Origin of the sequence: Alteromonas sp. MmMcT2-2, from assembly GCF_022348305.1 — a bacterium.
GTDB classification, from domain to species: domain Bacteria; phylum Pseudomonadota; class Gammaproteobacteria; order Enterobacterales; family Alteromonadaceae; genus Alteromonas; species Alteromonas macleodii.
This window is the reverse complement of sequence record NZ_JAKRFA010000004.1, coordinates 105,994-122,371: the sequence shown is the minus strand read 5'-3', so window position 1 is coordinate 122,371 and position 16,378 is coordinate 105,994. Positions and strand designations below refer to the sequence as shown.

General features: G+C 45.2%; 12 protein-coding genes. 3 read left to right on the top strand and 9 right to left on the bottom strand.

The genetic code is table 11. The annotated features are described in order from the left end of the window. Positions 1–43: 43 nt before the first annotated feature. The 5 genes from bamE to MHM99_RS04405 all read right to left on the bottom strand — a co-directional run bounded on the left by bamE (position 44) and on the right by MHM99_RS04405 (position 6,589). Positions 44–400: an outer membrane protein assembly factor BamE gene (bamE, locus tag MHM99_RS04425; RefSeq protein ID WP_012517879.1), complete on the bottom strand. Its 357-nt coding sequence runs from the start codon at positions 398–400 to the stop codon at positions 44–46. Between the two features lie 124 nt (positions 401–524). Beyond that, complete coding sequence (gene recN, locus MHM99_RS04420) at positions 525–2,210, bottom strand: DNA repair protein RecN (protein WP_156078154.1); 1,686 nt, start codon at positions 2,208–2,210, stop codon at positions 525–527. Between the two features lie 301 nt (positions 2,211–2,511). Then, positions 2,512–3,021, bottom strand: coding sequence for a DNA starvation/stationary phase protection protein Dps (gene dps / locus MHM99_RS04415; protein ID WP_014976104.1), 510 nt, complete (start codon positions 3,019–3,021; stop codon positions 2,512–2,514). Between the two features lie 259 nt (positions 3,022–3,280). Then, positions 3,281–4,156: an NAD(+) kinase gene (gene nadK, locus MHM99_RS04410; RefSeq protein ID WP_239218331.1), complete on the bottom strand. Its 876-nt coding sequence runs from the start codon at positions 4,154–4,156 to the stop codon at positions 3,281–3,283. Between the two features lie 90 nt (positions 4,157–4,246). After that, the gene (locus MHM99_RS04405; protein WP_239218372.1) at positions 4,247–6,589 is read right to left on the bottom strand and encodes a fatty acid cis/trans isomerase; all 2,343 of its coding nucleotides are present in this window, start codon (positions 6,587–6,589) and stop codon (positions 4,247–4,249) included. 210 nt (positions 6,590–6,799) lie between these two features. Between MHM99_RS04405 and MHM99_RS04400 the strand changes: the two genes are divergently transcribed. Further along, positions 6,800–7,987 carry an iron-containing alcohol dehydrogenase gene (locus MHM99_RS04400; RefSeq protein WP_239218329.1) on the top strand — a complete coding sequence of 396 codons (1,188 nt, stop codon included), beginning with the start codon at positions 6,800–6,802 and terminating at the stop codon, positions 7,985–7,987. A gap of 106 nt (positions 7,988–8,093) precedes the next feature. Here the strand turns inward: MHM99_RS04400 and MHM99_RS04395 are convergent, their stop codons facing one another. The 4 genes from MHM99_RS04395 to MHM99_RS04380 all read right to left on the bottom strand — a co-directional run bounded on the left by MHM99_RS04395 (position 8,094) and on the right by MHM99_RS04380 (position 12,742). Further along, entirely contained in the window at positions 8,094–8,861 is a 768-nt protein-coding gene (locus MHM99_RS04395; RefSeq protein WP_239218327.1) for a 3-hydroxybutyrate dehydrogenase, read from the bottom strand. Further along, on the bottom strand, positions 8,854–9,924 hold the full coding sequence (locus MHM99_RS04390; protein ID WP_239218325.1) for a PHB depolymerase family esterase: 1,071 nt from the start codon (positions 9,922–9,924) through the stop codon (positions 8,854–8,856). The genes MHM99_RS04395 and MHM99_RS04390 overlap by 8 nt, the downstream gene beginning before the upstream one ends. After that, entirely contained in the window at positions 9,921–11,342 is a 1,422-nt protein-coding gene (locus MHM99_RS04385; protein ID WP_239218323.1) for a homoserine O-acetyltransferase, read from the bottom strand. Before MHM99_RS04385 ends, MHM99_RS04390 begins: the two co-directional genes overlap by 4 nt. Positions 11,343–11,446: 104 nt before the next feature. Further along, on the bottom strand, positions 11,447–12,742 hold the full coding sequence (locus MHM99_RS04380) for an SLC13 family permease (RefSeq protein WP_014976110.1): 1,296 nt from the start codon (positions 12,740–12,742) through the stop codon (positions 11,447–11,449). A gap of 263 nt (positions 12,743–13,005) precedes the next feature. Here MHM99_RS04380 and MHM99_RS04375 point away from each other — a divergent pair, with 263 nt between their 5' ends. Both MHM99_RS04375 and MHM99_RS04370 read left to right on the top strand, forming a co-directional pair. Then, positions 13,006–15,384, top strand: a complete 2,379-nt coding sequence (locus MHM99_RS04375) for a TonB-dependent receptor (RefSeq protein ID WP_239218321.1) — start codon at positions 13,006–13,008, stop codon at positions 15,382–15,384. Positions 15,385–15,627: 243 nt separating this feature from the next. Further along, a complete protein-coding gene (locus MHM99_RS04370) occupies positions 15,628–16,296 on the top strand; it encodes a response regulator transcription factor (protein ID WP_239218319.1) in 669 nt (222 codons plus the stop codon). The last annotated feature ends 82 nt before the right edge of the window (positions 16,297–16,378 follow it).

Genomic DNA, 16,378 nt, shown 5'->3' with positions numbered 1-16,378 from the left:
AGAAACAAAAAAGGTAGCGAGAAACGCTACCTTTTAAACAAAATTAGTTATCAAGCGGTGTATTGAAGTCTTCAGATAACTCGAAGTCACCTTCAACCGTTGTCACTTTGTTGTCTACAAAGTTAATCACCATTTGCTTTTGAAAATCTTCACCACGCTTTTTCATACCGCGCTTCATATCGTAAACGTAGTACCAAGTATCATCGTCGAATGAGTCTTGAACAACAGGGTTACCTAGTACATAAATAACCTGTTCTTTTGTCATTCCAACGCGCAGCTTTTCCACATCTCTTTGATCAAGGAAGTTTCCTTGAGGAACGTCGATTCGATAAATCCAGTTCGAGCAAGCGGTTGATGTAAGTGTGATACCAAGAATTACTAATAGGTGTTGCAACTTCATGCGTTAATTTGTCCAGTATTGCCTTTGTTAGTGTCAATGAACTTCGCTAAAGCGAATTTCGAGACTGTTTTATTGCAAGCGCGAAGGCATGCTACATTGACAACTATGACCAATCAACTGCATTTTAGTTCGATGCTGCGCTTTTAAGCAGTTCTTTTGCATTCGCTAGCGCCGATTTGGTTACTTTATCACCGGCTAATAGTCTTGCAAGCTCATCGATCCTGTCTTGCTTAGTCAGCGCCAACATCTGGGTTTCAGTACTTTCCCCGTCGGTAAGCTTGGTAACAAACAATTGATTATGTGCCTGTGCCGCTACTTGAGGTAGATGGGTAACACACATTACTTGCGATTGTTTACCTAATTTACGTAAAAGCCCGCCAACGATTGATGCTGTTGGGCCGCTAATGCCCGTATCGACTTCATCGAAAATCATAGTAGGGGTAGCGTGATGGCCGCTTGCTATAACCTGAATAGCCAGTCCTATACGAGAAAGTTCACCACCTGATACGACTTTTTCTAATTTGTCTGCATCTTGACCAGGGTTGGTAGACACTTTAAATTCTACGGTATCTAGACCTGTGCTCACCGGCTTCTTAAGTTCGTCGTATTGAATCTGAATATCCACTTTTGCGTGGGGCATATTCATTTGGCGAATTTGCACTTCAATATCTTCGCTTAGCTTACCAGCAGCACGTTGCCTGCTCTCAGAAAGCGCTTTGGTCGCGGTTAAATACGTTGCACGTGCTTCTTCTACTTCGCCTTCAAGAGTACCTAACAGTGTTTCCTGTTCCGATAAAGCATTGAATTCGGCGGCTAGCTCTTGGTGATGCTGATAAAGTCCTTCTGGCATCACAGTATGTTTACGGGCAAGTTCCATCGCCTTCGCATAGCGCGCCTCAACTTGCTGTAAGCGAAGTGGATCGATCTCTAAGTGATCGCAGTAGCTACGTAGCTCTCCTGCCGCTTCTTCTACTTGAATTGCTGCATCATTAAGCATTGCAATGATTGGCGTTAAACTAGCGTCGTGCGTCTCTAATTCGCCTAAACGTTCAATACTGCTTTGTATAACTGACAGTGCGTTGCCTTCATCGCTTTCATATAAATTGTATACGCTAGTCTGTGCTTGCTCTAAAAGACTTTGCCCGTTACTCAGGCGTTTGTGCTCTATTTCTAACTCTTCAAATTCACCCTCTTCAATGGCGAATTCATCAAGTTCTTGAACCTGATAAGTTAACAGCTGAATTCTGTCTTCGCGCTGCTGGGCTTGTTCTTGAAGCGCCTTTAACGTGCGCTGCTTATCACGCCAAAGAGAGTAGGTTTCTCTAACTTGCACTAATATGTCGTTGTGCTTAGCGTAACCATCAACTAATTCCCTTTGATGGTCTTCTTTCAGCAACTGTAGGTGAGTATTTTGACCGTGAATGGCCAACAAAAACTGGCCTAAGCCTTTTAACTGCTGAAGTGAGGCGGGAATACCGTTGATAAAAGCTTTTGAACGGCCTTCCTTTGAAATAACTCTGCGAATAAAGCAGCTATTCTCATCTTCATCTGAGGTGAGCTCATGTTCATCGAGGAAGGCTTTAGCTAATACATTGCCGTTTAAAGAAAAGTGAGCAATGATCTCCGCTTTTGCGCTACCTTTTCGCACCGCATTTGCGTCGGCGCGCTCGCCTAAGCACAAGCTTAAGGCATCAATAGCAATTGATTTACCTGCACCGGTTTCACCGGTTATAGCAGTCAACCCGTTTTCCAGTTGAACTGATAATTGTTTTACAACAGCAAAATTAGAAATAGAAAGATGCGCTAACATAACCACACTCGAAAAAAGTTGAACATGATGATATATACAGTAACTGATAATATATACAGTATTTGTGTTGTGTAAAGTTAAGTCGCAAAATATTTATTTAAAAACAACCGGCGTCGATAATAATATTCGTAAAATCAATTGTATAGGTTCGATCTTTTAAGGGTGGGTTATGAATAACCGATAATTCGGATTCGCCGCGAAGGGAAAACTTAAAAAGGAGAGCCGAAGCTCTCCTTAACATTACAACTTTAATCTATTGCAGATAGTTCGGATTACAATCTGCAAACACAGTGAACGTATTCTATTGTTGTAGCTCACCGCTGCCAGACTCAATGTGCGCGCGCACAAACCACTGGAACTGTTCTAAATCTGCAAGTTGGCCGGTGATCATATCTTCCGATACTGGGTCAATTTCACCCAAAAGCTCTAACGCTTTTCTGTGGTCACCATTTACACCGTCATATACGGCATCCAGCGCCTTAAGGTGGTCAAGTACTAAACCTTTACCCAACTCATAATCGTTCCAGCTGCGACCTTCAACAATGGCTTTCGGTGTTCCTTTCGGTACGCCACCTAAAGTGGCAATTCGCTCTGCAATTGTGTCGGTCATTTCGCGTACCGCATCTACCTGCGGATCCAACATCTCATGCACACCGATAAAATTTGGTCCTACTACATTCCAATGAATGTGCTTCAACGTTAACTGTAAATCTAATAGTGCAACCAATCGCTGATCCAATACCTTGATTGTTTTGGCAGCAGCATCGTTATCCATTCCAGGGGCTGTAAATTTGATATTGGTGTTACTCATGATATCTCCTATTGAATGCAAATAAGTCAGCGGGATGCGAAACATCATTTAGGCCAAATAACAAAGACCTTGTGCTGACGACTTGTTGTAATAGGTGCAACAGGTATGCCGAAAACTTATATTTCTATAAGTCTTGGTTTTCGTTAAGGAAATTAGAGAAGATTAAAAAATCTTTATTTTTCAAGCCTGTAGCAATCAAGAAAATGCTACAGGCTTATGTAATAAATGCACATGGAATCAACTAAATGGAGCAGGGAGGTTAGTAAAGCTTACTACCCCAACCTAACTTTTTACGAAGTACATTGAAGTAGCTGTAGCCCCTAGGGTGAACAAGATGGAGTTTGTCTACGCTTTTGTTTATTCGAATTTCATCGCCAGGCAGCACCGGCAGAACAATATGGCTATCGCAACTCACTTGTAGCGAGTCACTATTAACCTTTGATACTTTCATCGATACCTGACTGTCAGCATCAACAACGATTGGACGGCTGCTAAGTGTGTGAGGAAACATGGGTACCAACGTAAGTGCATCTAGCTTGGGCATAATAATAGGGCCGCCCGCTGATAAAGAGTAAGCCGTTGAACCTGTAGGTGTGGCTACTATTAATCCGTCGCTGCGCTGACTGAATACAAATTGCTCATCGATGTAAATTTCAAATTCCATCATATGGGCAACTTTTCCGTGGTGAAGCACCACTTCGTTTACAGCAGAGTTGTTACTTTTAAGCTTTTCGTGTCGATAAACTTCTACTTCAAGTAAGAAGCGCTCTTCTACTACGCATTCACCGTTAAAGATAAGGTCAAGTTGTTGAACAATATCATCGGGGTGGATATCAGTTAAAAAGCCGAGATTTCCTCGGTTTACACCGACAACGTGAATGTCAAAGCGAGCGAGCACACGTGCTGCACCAAGCATGCTGCCGTCACCGCCTACCACAACGGCAAGGTCAGCCTCTTTGCCAATAGTGACAAGGTTACAGCTTTTGAAGTTTTCGGTTTCAAGTTCTTCAGCAATACTTTCCTCAACCAATAATTTACAGCCTTTTGCCAATAAATATTCGGCAAGAATGTTCAGGCTGTCGTGGGTTGCAGCGTGCTGAGGTTTTCCAATTAAAGCAACGGTTTGATAGGGCATGGAATGCTAATGTCCTTTCATTTCCAATGGTTGGACATTAGCATAGGTTTTTTGCAAAAGAAAAGCGTTAAACGGCACACAGCGCAAGGTTTAGCGATCTTCTAACCGATTATAGTCGAGAAGACCGCCTTCAATAGGATAGCGCTCGCTAGACCATTGCATTAATTTATCACTAAACGCCCAAAAGTTAGGGTTGGTTCGGCGCATGCCAACATCGTCGAGCAAGGCTTTGTAATCGGCTTCGCTTTTAATGGATTTAAGCTTCTCAATCGAAGACGTTATTTCTGAGGCATTGATATACCAGAATGCGTCAGGGTAACTGCCCAACAAACCATGAACTAGCGTGATTGAATCTTTAGAAGGCTCCCGGTTTTCCTCTTCTTCAAATAGGCTATTTACATTGTAATGCGCGCTATTTCTAAGGGCAGTGAATACATCAATGTTGTCTGGGTTTTTGTCGTCTTGAATCACAATCATGGTAGTTTCAGGCATCAACGTCGCTTGTTGAGCAGGAAGTGAATCTAAGCGCTCTAATGCTTCGAGCTGTTCAGCTGATAGCAAACGTTTATTGTAGGTTGAGGCATTCGGTTGAACCTTAGCCAAGTAATGCGATAACAATTGATAAAGTTCTTGTTGAGGATTATCTGTTTCGAACGCTATGCCAGAAGGTTGTTCGAAACTGTTGATATCACCTTCCAAATAATCGGTAAGTTCAGGGCTTGCGTTTTGATACCAATCGTCAAGAAGGTCATGGCGGGTGATTGGAGGAAGTAGATTAAGGAAGTTCGATTCACCTTCCATGCGCAAGAAATCCATGTATAAACGGGTCAATAACTGATGGCCATAATTGCCGTAAACATCAAAGCCAGCCACAAGCAAGTAGTGAATGCGCTCTAACAAGGCATAGTCAATCACCCATGCTGTTTTAGTGGGCTGGCCAACCATCCCCTTAACAACTGTGGCATTATCGAAATGACGAAATACGGTTAAGCTGGCATTGGTATTATCGCCGTCGCCATCCCATATACTCGACACACTCAAATGCTCTTCATTTTTGAATTCATTGTTCAAAAAGGTGGTTCTTGCACGCATATATTCGCCTTGGCGCTTAGCGTATTTAACCCAGTTTACCGCAAGGGCTGAGCTATCTTTTTCAGCGGGAAGGTGGAGGTTTTCTTTTTGAGAAGCGTAAAAAGCATTTACTTTTTCAGAGGCTGCAATGTCTGGGTCGACAAAGAACACCCAGAATCGATCGTTAATGACGTTAAGCGCGACTTGTCCTCTGCACACGGGACCTTTGATATAACCCATAATGGTGTTTTGCGCGCGCTCAAGCATAAATCGATAACGACTTTCTACTGGCAATAAGGTAAAGGCCGTTAATGGGTTGGCCGCCACTTGGGGTTTGTATGATGGCAATGTTTCTACAGAAAATTCTGCGTCGACAAACCACGATTGCCATTTTTCCATCAGTGTTTTATTAATGGCGTAAGCTTGATGTGTTTTACTCACGATAGTTGAATGCACTGGCTGTAGACGATAGTAAACGCGCTCGACCTCTGGATCGTCGAAGGGTCTGCGAGTAGCAATAATATCTAACGCTTGTCCGGGTGGTGTGCGCGAGCGCACTAGCTTAAAAAACTGAGGCGTTTTACCTTTTTCTGAAATATCTTCGAAATAGAGGTGAGACGTAAACAAGTGTTCGTAAATATAACGTGCGGAAAGCTGCATCTTGTTGCTATCCCCATTAAGCCACACTTCCAAACCAGTTATGTTCTCATTCAGTTCTTGTGAGAGCGCTTTGGGTAAAGGTAACGGCGCACCATGGTTTAACCACTGAATGAGTGTAGAGTGCTCTGCATCCGACAGGGCTGGCAGTGCGTAGGGCATGCCTCCCAGGGGCTGGCCTGCTATGTACCCGCCCATTTCATCTATTGTTGGGCATTGGTTTTGTCGATTTAAGCTTATATCGAAATTGTCACCTAAATGAGCGGTGTTGGGCAAAGGGTGCTGTTTTTTTAGCAAAAGCATTTGCGCTAGCACCGAAGATTGGGTCGGCGAAGCGTTAGGTTTTTCTTTCGATTCGAGCACGTCGAAAAAGCCACGCTCTCGCCATGCGTCTACGTTGTGGGCGTCGAGAAACATTCTATTGGGTTGGGCAGCGGTGAGTCGTGTCCCTTCATAGACTTTTTCTTTGTTAGCACCTCTGGCTATACCCTCTGGAGATGACATCTTTAGTTGGCATGGCGCATCGTAACAGGCGTGGCAGACAACACAGCGCTGCGTTAGTACTGGGTTTACTTGTGTGTCAAAGAAATTGTCGGGCAAATTCTCCATGGCGGGCATGACGTTGTTTGATGAAAGTAAAGGAGCGTCAGGTTTCGGCCATTGCCATATCGCTATAGCGATAATTGCTATAAGCAACGAAATCATACCGAGTTTCTTCATAATCGTAGTCCACAGAAAAGTTCTAATCAGTTTATCACTCATTTCACGTACGGTGATGTTAATGATTAACCATTAACTCTTGGCAATGGAAACAACCACGCATTTGTATGTATTTGGAGGAAAGCTGGAGAGGTAGTGGGGCGGTAACATTATTTTTACATTGTCATTGCTTTGGGCGTTGTACTAGGTATGCTGATGAAAAGAATTCGCAGCGAGGGAAACATGTCTCATCAAATTATTCTGCCAAGAGTGATGCACATAGGGAAAGGGGCGAGTCAGCGGGTTGCTGAAACGCTAAAAGGACTCAACTGCCATAAACCTTTACTGGTTACCGATAAGGTAATGGTTGAGTTGGGATATAGTGCTGCCATAGTACAGGTGCTGGAAGAGGCAGCAATAAGCGCCGATGTATTTTCAGATACGGTGCCAGAGCCCACGGTGAGGTCTATTTATCGCGGTGTGGATGCGTTCAAAACCCACGCTTATGACAGCATCATTGCTTTAGGTGGTGGAAGCCCCATCGATAGCGCAAAAGCCATCGCTATTTTGGGTAAGTACGGCGGCGAAATGCGAGACTACAAATTCCCGCGGGTTGTAGATGAAGCGGGACTGCCGATCATTGCTATTCCCACAACAGCGGGAACGGGCTCAGAAGCAACGCGATTTACCATTATCACCGACGAAGATACCACAGAAAAAATGCTGTGTGTTGGTTTAGGGTTTATGCCAACGGCAGCCTTGGTCGATTATTCATTAACGCAAAGTTTGCCTGCCCGCGTGACAGCCGATACAGGCATTGATGCGCTTACTCACGCTATTGAAGCGTTTGTTAGCCGCAAAGCCAATCTTTACAGTGATGCACAGGCGTTATCAGCCATGGCGTTAATTGCGCCTAATCTACGCACTGTATTTGCAGACCCAACAAATGAAACGGCGAGAGAATCAATGATGCTGGGCTCAACGCTCGCGGGCATTGCTTTTTCAAACGCCTCAGTGGCCCTTGTTCATGGAATGAGTCGACCCATTGGCGCTGCTTTTCATGTGCCCCACGGCTTGTCGAACGCCATGTTGTTGCCTGCTGTCACCGCCTTTTCTATTCCTAGTGCCTCTGTGCGTTATGCTCAATGCGCTCGCGCTATGGGTGTTGCTACCCAAAGTGATTCAGATGAGGTGGCGAATCAAAAGCTTATCAACGAACTAAAAGCACTGAATGCAGATTTGCAGGTACCTACGCCTGCCGACTTCGGTATTGATAAAGAGGCATTTTTTGCATCGACGTCAACAATGGCAGAACAAGCTCTGGCATCAGGCTCTCCCGGCAACAATCCACGCATCCCTACCATTGAAGAAATGGTTGCCATTTATGTATCTCTTTGGGAATAACGCTTTTTAGGATGGGTCAACTAAATGAAAAAAGACTGCTTATTGCAGTCTTTTCTATGTGAAAAGAAATATTGTGTAAAAAGCTAAGCGTTAAAAAGCTTGCGGGTTATCGAGCCGTCCAGCCCCCATCAAGCACCATGGTTTGCCCAGTTATATTGCGGGCACTGGGCGACATTAAGAAGCTTGCGGTATCTGCAAGTTCTTCAACGCTAACAAATTGCTTTTTAGGCATGGGCTCTAACATTATTTTTGTTATTACCTCTTCCTCGGTAAGGTTATTTTCTTTTGCCTGCGCTGCAATTTGTTTCTCCACCAATGGTGTTTTTACATAGGCGGGGCAAAGGGTATTGATAGTTACATCGCAATCTCCTGTTTCAAGCGCGATAGTTTTTGCGAACCCTAACAGCCCATGCTTCGCCGCTACATAAGCAGACTTATAGGGCGAGGCTACCAACGAGTGAATAGATCCTACATTGATAATGCGCCCGTAATTTTGCTTACGCATGGCAGGTAAAAACGCTTGGGTCAAAAGAGCAGGGCCAACAAGCATGATATTTATAAGCTGCTGCCACTTATCTGCAGGGAAGTCCTCGATGCGTGAAACGTGCTGAATACCGGCATTGTTTATAAGCACATCAACGGTATGTTTCCCTAGTACCTCAGGTAGCGCTGCGACTTGTTCTGCATTGCATACGTCTACCGCTACTGCGCTGGCCGATCCGTCTAAATGCGCAAGTCGAGTCACAGCCTCTTTTGCTGCCTGTTCTTTTATGTCGGCGATGATCACATGGTGCCCTTGTTTCATCATTGACTCAGCAATGCCAAAGCCAATGCCGCTTGCCCCACCCGTGATAAATATTGTGCGCTTAGTCATTGTTACTTCCGTTGGATTTATTTAGTGAAGGTGCACTATTTAATGAAAACAGCAGCTGTTTTACTGCGTTTATTTGTGCGCCGTTCCTGTTGGCGTAATCGCCAGAGGCATAGCCCCACCAATCCCAACAGCCTTGTGGATTTAACGGCATGAATAACGACTTCTTAGTTTGCGGATAAAGCACAACAATATTGTTGTCATCAGCCCATTCATTCAGCCCTGTTTGGGTAGTGTAGGCATCGCCAACGGCATCGGCATACTGGTTACAGCCGTGGAAACTAATATGGGCTCTGCACGGCTCGCCTTGTGCACAGCTTTCAGGCACATACACAAAACCTTCGCTTGCTAATGTTTTGGCATCGCCACCCGCTATTTTTTGCTGATCAATTGAATGAATTTGCCCTGACAGTGACTCGTCGGGTGTCGAAACATCTTCAACAAGATGAGAGAGCATGGCACCTGCTGCATCGTAATCGCAGTTTCCAATGAAGGGGCTCTCTGATTTCATGCAGTTAACCCCATTGTTTTTGGTGGGAAAAAGGTGAGCCATCGGTTTGTCATTGATATAGGCAATATTTTGTGTGTCTGTCCACAATTTGTATTGCTCAAATAATAAATCGCTCACTGGTGCAATCACTCTGGTGTCTTGCGTACCGTGAAAAAGCCAGACTTTTGTGTCTTTCATATTGGAAAGCGACGCAATTTTTCCTTCAGTTTCATACTGTTTGGCTTTTTCATTCAGCGCTTCAAGGTTAATTTCTCCCTCTACCTTATTCACGCACTGTGCCAGGGCAGTGGTTATATCACCTTGCGCACAGAAGTACGGGCCACCAGCAATAACGCCAACGCCTTTTACCCAGTCGCTGTGTGCTAACTGAAATTGTGTTGCCATGTAACCGCCTGACGATAAGCCAGATACGGTAACGTTCTTTAAATCAATGGTGAGTGAAGGGAGCGCGTCTTGCGCCGATGACTCGTTACCGAATACCGGTACACTAACGGCAAGTGCGCTTAATACAGACAGACAAAGCGCGTGGCGTAAAAAGGGGGTAGATTTCATCATTGCATTACTGCCTTATCATTTTCTAAAAATTGGCGAATAGCCTGAGCCTGAGCGGATACATTCGTCACGCCTTCCAAATGACCTAATTTGCCATTTAGCGTAACCAATGTGCTGTCGTTATTCATTGAAGTTAAACCATGGTGTGCACTTTGCGATAAGTAGGGCATAAGAAGCAAATCAGTTTGAGCTGGAATAAACAGCGTTTTCGCCTTTATCGACGCCAGCCCTTGCTCAAGATTACCTTGATGCCCAGCAACGAAGAGCTGGCAGGCTCGAACCAAATATAAAAGGTGGTTTGCGTCCATAGATTTTGCCCGGGTCTTTGCTCGCTCACGCAGCCAGTTCACAATACTGTGTGATTGACGTATGTCATTAAGCGGCGCCGACTCAACACTTTTATACCCCAACGTGTTGCCGGTTTGGTTAAAAAAGGAAGGGGTAAGGGCATTTTGCGTAATTAACATGAGCGAGGCAGCTAAGCCATTAAGGGGCGCTTGCTCTTTGGAATAAGCGCCGTTGTTCCAGTTTTTATCTAGAGTGATTGGCGTTGCCCAGTGTTCCAATGCCGCGGTAGTCCATGCATCGCTTTGACCTGCGCCGATAACTGAAATCATACGTTCAACCCAGTCTGGGTAAGCGCTCGCCCAATCGATAGCCTGCATAGATCCCATAGAAGGCCCAATAACCGCATACAGTTTGCTAATGCCTAAACTTTCGAGAAGTGCTTTTTGAACATTGACAAAGTCACGTATTGTCACGACGGGAAAGTCTAAGCCATAAGGTTTGCCTGTATCTGGATTTATTGACGTAGGACCGGTTGTAATAACGTGCGGGTCGTAAGCATTTAGATTGGCCAGCGTATCAACGCTTATTACATAAAAGCGGTCTGTATCAATCGCCTTGCCGGGGCCGATAATACTATCCCAGTAGCCTGGCGCTGGATCGTTTTCATCGTACTTTCCAGCGGCATGAGAAGATCCAGAAAAATAGTGGGTAATGAGGATCACGTTACTTTTGGTGTCGTTTGGTGTTCCGTACGCCTCCCAGCCAACTTTTACGTTTTTAATTTGTTTACCACCAAAGGTTGTGAAATGAGGCATTTCAAAAACGCGTTTTTCTACCATCAGCGAAGCGCTTGGCAAGGAAGAAACGGGCTCAGAAGTAGGTGCTTTTGAAGAACTGAGCGATGGCGATGTATCGTCGGATTCGCCAGCAATGCCTTGGCAATGTACCGTCAACATTAGTGTGGCAAATAATCCCACCAAGGAGCGCTGCTTTTTAACTAAATACACCTCAACCAAATTTGCTAATGCTAACTGTTTCTGCACTCGTTGTGAGCTGAGCTGTTTCAATAGCTTATTGATGCCTTTGCTCTTACTCCACACTAGCGTGGAAGCAAGCGTCTTTTTCCAATTCATACTTTCTTATCCCTTTCTCTGGCCGCATTTTTAGATGGCAATGTTTTGCTAGAGTGACTTATATATCGTGCGGCCTTAGGCCATATCGTTGGCTTTGACTAATGCTACATAATGCTAAACAGGCCAATGGCCATGGCAAGGCCAATAACTGGCACCACAACTGTTAGCGCACCAACCGCCCAGTAGGCAGCCTGATGGGTTTCGTTACAAATGGCGCGTATGGTAGTAACCACATAGCCATTGTGAGGTAACGAATCTAATGCGCCTGATGATATAGACACAATTCTATGTAGCTGTTCTGGCTCTACGCCTTGGTCAAGGTAATGCGGAGCCACCAAGGGTAAGGCAATGGCTTGTCCGCCAGATGCACTTCCTGTTAATCCTGCAATCACGCTTACGGCAATGGCGGCACCAATAAGCTCGTTACCAGGAATTTGGGTCATAAGCGCTACTGTTGTTTGAAACGCTTCGGTGTTTTTTGCTATAGAGCCAAAACCTACAACAGCGGCGGTGTTACCTATGGCGATCAATGCGCCGGTGGTACCCGCATTTATGGCAACCGGTAAACTGTGAAAATGTTTGTAGTTAATCGCCAGCAAACACAGTACGCCGCCGCCTAACGCCAGAATAAGTGCAAGCTGAGCGAGTTCTTCATGGAATAGAAACGAAATGACTAACACCACGACTAACGGCACAATTCCGGTAAGCGGGTGGGGTAGCGCTCTGTCTCGCACTTCAGGGTCGCTTGCTCTGGCTTCAAACACCTCGCCGTTATTAACGGCTTTTCTGATCATCTTAGCAAGCCACCAGTAACCGAAGCATGCCATGAATATGGCGACGACAAGGCTAACTTCCCACGCGGCAAAAGGGGAGGTACCCAAATACTTTATAGGGATCCAGTTTTGGATTTCTGGCGAGCCCGCGGAGGTCATCGTAAATGTTACCGACCCGAATGCCATGGCAGCAGGTATGAAGCGACGGGGTAGGTTGGCATCTTTAAACAAACTCACCGCCATAGGGTAAACAGAAAACGCTACCACAAACACGCTTACACCACCGTAGGTCAAAATAGCGCAAGCTAGCACAACAGCTAATACGGCACGCTTGTAACCAATTTTGGTGATAATCCAGCGAGAAACAGCATCTGCTGCTCCTGTGTCTTCCATGAATTTACCGAATAACGCACCAAGTAAAAACATGAAAAACCAAGAGGCGATAAAGCCAGAGAAACCACTCATATAGGTTTGAACGAAGTTTACGTCGCCGGTGAAGACGCCGATATTATTGGTAATGGCAACTACAAGCGCACACAAAGGTGCAGCAATAAAGAGGTTCATTCCGCGTATTGTCAAAACAATAAGCAACAACAGACCGCCTACTAAGCCAATCATACTTAACATAGTTATTATTCCTTAAAAAATCTGTGACCGCAGATGATCCGAAACAGTTAAGTCGATTTAAGATTTGCTTACAGTCAAAACCACAAAGTGTATACAAATCAGATAAAAAGCGTTCATAACAGACATAAAGTTTGACGTTACTTTTATCAAAATCCCATAGTACGATGGTACTACATACTATTAACAATTAATTAACTAAAGTGATTTTGACCGTAGGCAATACATCCGGCAGTGACCAGAACTTAGAACGACAAGGACTCACTATGTCTCAATCAATACACACAAATGGCTTGGTTTCACCCTACCAACCACATTCAGCCGCTGTTAGCACAGAAGAATGCAAAAGCGATTCAGTTAAGCCCCCCATGCACAGCCTATGTGCCCTAGCGGTGGCTAGCGTTTTAAGCACAGCGCCAGTATTTGCTCAGGATAGTCAAGCTGATGCCGATGCCGAAGCGCAAAAAGGAAAATTAGAACGCATTGAGGTGACAGCGCGAAAAACTGTAGAGTCGCTACAGGAAACGCCGGTAGCTATCACGTCTATTGGTGCGGTTGAACTTGGCGAAAAAGGGATTAGCGTGCTGACTGAAGTGCAGCAGTTTTCGCCCAACACTACGCTACAAACCAGTCGCGGTACCAATTCCACCCTGACGGCATTTATTCGCGGATTGGGTCAGCAAGACCCGCTTTGGGGCTATGAACCAGGGGTAGGTATTTATGTGGATGATGTTTATATTGCTCGCCCACAAGGGGCCGTACTTGATTTGTTAGACGTACAGCGTATTGAGGTGTTACGTGGCCCGCAGGGTACGCTTTACGGAAAGAATACTATTGGTGGCGCGGTTAAATACGTTACGAAAGAAATGACCGGCGATACACAGATGAACGTTGAAGCTACGGTAGGTAGTTACAGTCAGCGTGATATCAAAGTGACAGGTCAAATACCATTGATTGAAGACACGGTGTATCTAGGCGTGGGTTATGCCAACTTAAACCGCGACGGCTTCGGCGAATATCTGGTAAGCGCGTTGCCCAATCAAGATAAAGAGAATTATAACAAAGATCTCTGGGCAGCCCGTGTAACGCTAGAAGTTCACCCGAGTGAAGACTTGTTTTTCCGTATTGGATGGGATAAGACCGAAGACACATCAAATGCGAAAGGCGGCTACCGTTTAATCCCAAGTATATTAACTGATGCGCCCGTGCCTGATTCGGTTTTCGATTCGTACACCAGCTTACCTACATGGAATAAAGTCGAGTTAGAAGGCTATAACTGGCTGGCACGATACAGAGTGAATGATGATTTAGAGCTTAAATATATAGGTTCGCATAGAGAGAGCTATTCACCTACCAACATTGATTTTGACAATACGCCTCTGCCTATTTTTGATGTACCGGCAGAGTATGACGACAGTAATGATACTCACGAGATTCAAGCGAATTATACCGGGAACGCGTTTAGTTTAGTGTCAGGGCTCTATTTTAACGATGGTGAGAGTTGCGGTAATTTTGATGCCATTTTAGGTGTGTTAGGTCAATCGCTTGGTGCCTCAGGGTTGACGCGGGAAGTGACGGGTTGTAATAACTCAGAAAGCTGGGCTGCCTATGCGCAGATGAACTATGACGTAACTGATAAGCTATCGCTTTCGCTTGGTGCCCGATACACCGATGAAGAAAAGACCGCGTTTGTAAATAACGGTCTGGTATTCGCCAATGTTTATCCTTATACCGACTGGATTGATGGGTACGTGCGTCCCGACGGACAATTAGTGCCTCAAGTACTTGGGACAGACACCGATGGCGATGACGTGTTAGATGCGCCAGCGGTAGAGAGTTGGTCGCGCTTTACCCCTCGAGTGGGCGTGGAGTATCAAATGGACCGCGATACCATGTTCTTCGCGAGCTATTCACAAGGCTTCAAATCGGGCACGTTTAACCCTCGTGCTCAGACTAACGAGCCTGGTGTTGAACCAGAAGTCGTTGACAGCTTCGAAGTGGGTGTGAAGAGTGACTTAACCGACGCACTTCGTATGAATATCACATTGTTCTCTTACGACCACAAAGATCGTCAGTATATTGGTGTAGAAGGGGATTTGTCTGATCCAACAGCCCTCGACCAGCGACTGCGCAATGCTGCAGAAACGGCTGCAAAAGGCGCCGAGTTGGAGATGACGTGGGTAGCCACGGATAACCTTCAGTTTGACGTTGCTTACGGTTATATTGACTTTGAGATTAAGAAAAACAATGCAATTCCTCCGTTGATTGGTCTAGCAAGTACGCCAGAGAATACCTTTAATCTTAATGCCAACTACCTACTAGAAACGAGTTTTGGGGATATTACTTTCAACGCCAACTACTACTATCGCGATGATTATCTTATCTTTGAAACCAGCGATCTTATTCAACAAGATGCCTATGGTATGGTGAACTTAAGCGCGCGCTGGGAAAGCGTTGAAGGCGACTGGTATGCTGGACTACACGTCAAAAACCTGACCGATGAAGAGTATTTGGTTGGTGGTTATGACTTTGTCACTCAAGACGATGAAGGTAACTTTGGTCCGGGCCTTGGTGGCGATACCACACTTATCGGTTATTACGGTGACCCACGTACAGTTCACCTTACGGTAGGTTATCGATTCTAAACGGTATGTTCTGAAGAAGACCAGCAACACGTTTCACGCCTAGGCCATTGCGCTTAGGCGTGCTCACGTTTGCTCGACCTCTTTCGGTTGTGTAGGCCGGCGGATATGTCGAGTAGTGAAGGGCGTGGTGCAGACCCTTACCCAATTACAGATACGCAATAACAGATACGCCAATAAGATTAACCTTTTTTTATCGGCGTGGTAGTATGTTGATTAACAAGGTAGTTACAAGTTGATAGCATTATGTCTGTGAAAATCTTGATTGCTGACGATCATCCTCTGTTCAGGGCTGCGATGTGCCATGCGTTAGCTAGTGTGGAGCATATCGAACTTGTAGAAACTTCCACGTTCCCCGATACACTCGCTAGTCTTGAAGAAAATGACGACATCGATCTGCTTTTCTTAGATCTCACTATGCCAGGCAATGAAGGGTTAAATGGCCTTGCTGAGGTACATGCGCTCTATCCTGATGTACTTGTTGTTGTTATTACCGCACAAGAAGAGCCTGATGTTATGGCAAAATCGTTTGCGTTAGGCGCAAGCGGCTTTATACCCAAATCAGCTTCGGTCGATTGCATTATTGACGCGGTAAATACGGTGTTAGACGGTGAAACTTGGATCCCGCCTTCAGTTCACAATGCATCAGCTACGATGCCAAATGCCACTGCATCGAATGCGAATGGCCACTCTGGCCAAGATGATTTCACAAACCGATTAAAGCAACTTACCCCTCACCAACTTAAAGTGTTGCGAATGGTATCAGACGGCTTGCTTAACAAGCAGATTGCTTACGAACTGGCCATTTCTGAGTCCACCGTTAAACAGCATGTATCTGCAGTATTGAGAAAGCTTGGTGTTATTAACAGAACCAAGGCCGGTATCGCGTTCAAAAATGCAATGCATTTAAGTTGAGCACAGTACAAAACAAGAAGTAAGCCGAGACAGCTCATATTTTTTTGAGAAGGAGTGCGCGGTTAGTCACCCGTACTTGCCT

Bases quoted from the DNA above. Each gene is read 5' to 3' on its own strand.
- MHM99_RS04405 (WP_239218372.1), bottom strand. From the start codon at position 6,589: ATGATTTCGTTGCTTATAGCAATTATCGCTATAGCGATATGGCAATGG.
- MHM99_RS04375 (WP_239218321.1), top strand. From the start codon at position 13,006: ATGTCTCAATCAATACACACAAATGGCTTGGTTTCACCCTACCAACCA.
- nadK (WP_239218331.1), bottom strand. From the start codon at position 4,156: ATGCCCTATCAAACCGTTGCTTTAATTGGAAAACCTCAGCACGCTGCA.
- MHM99_RS04390 (WP_239218325.1), bottom strand. From the start codon at position 9,924: ATGATGAAATCTACCCCCTTTTTACGCCACGCGCTTTGTCTGTCTGTA.
- MHM99_RS04370 (WP_239218319.1), top strand. From the start codon at position 15,628: ATGTCTGTGAAAATCTTGATTGCTGACGATCATCCTCTGTTCAGGGCT.
- bamE (WP_012517879.1), bottom strand. From the start codon at position 400: ATGAAGTTGCAACACCTATTAGTAATTCTTGGTATCACACTTACATCA.
- MHM99_RS04385 (WP_239218323.1), bottom strand. From the start codon at position 11,342: ATGAATTGGAAAAAGACGCTTGCTTCCACGCTAGTGTGGAGTAAGAGC.
- MHM99_RS04380 (WP_014976110.1), bottom strand. From the start codon at position 12,742: ATGTTAAGTATGATTGGCTTAGTAGGCGGTCTGTTGTTGCTTATTGTT.
- MHM99_RS04395 (WP_239218327.1), bottom strand. From the start codon at position 8,861: ATGACTAAGCGCACAATATTTATCACGGGTGGGGCAAGCGGCATTGGC.
- dps (WP_014976104.1), bottom strand. From the start codon at position 3,021: ATGAGTAACACCAATATCAAATTTACAGCCCCTGGAATGGATAACGAT.
- MHM99_RS04400 (WP_239218329.1), top strand. From the start codon at position 6,800: ATGAAAAGAATTCGCAGCGAGGGAAACATGTCTCATCAAATTATTCTG.
- recN (WP_156078154.1), bottom strand. From the start codon at position 2,210: ATGTTAGCGCATCTTTCTATTTCTAATTTTGCTGTTGTAAAACAATTA.